The organism is Pseudoalteromonas sp. SIMBA_162, assembly GCF_046535955.1.
Taxonomy (GTDB): Bacteria; Pseudomonadota; Gammaproteobacteria; order Enterobacterales; family Alteromonadaceae; genus Pseudoalteromonas; species Pseudoalteromonas marina.
Window position 1 is genome coordinate 1 of sequence record NZ_JAWJBQ010000444.1, and the last position, 270, is coordinate 270.

1 protein-coding gene is annotated in these 270 nt (G+C 40.4%); it reads right to left on the reverse strand.

Annotation, left to right across the window (positions count from 1 at the left end; genetic code table 11):
• Nucleotides 1-270: hypothetical protein (locus R0J88_RS20415; RefSeq protein WP_410900938.1), on the reverse strand; the 270-nt coding region annotated here is incomplete at both ends.

A 270-nucleotide genomic window follows, 5' to 3' on the forward strand; every position in this document is an offset into this window, starting at 1 on the left:
CCATTCGTAGTGAATAACCCTTTTTGTTTCGCTTTAGTTAGCCATTCTAACTGTGCTTCAATCGGCTTGTCTTTCGGGATTAAGTCATGATAACTTTCGTCAATCCCATCTAACTCATCATCAAAGATAGTTTGAAGTACACCCCATAACGCTTCTACTCGTTTAGTAGCAGTGTTAAAGTTTTCCTCTAACTGTTTGTAAGAAGCATCAGCTTCTGCCAACTCAGCAGCTAGTGCGTCATATTCGGCTTGTTTAGCTTTACTGAGTTCC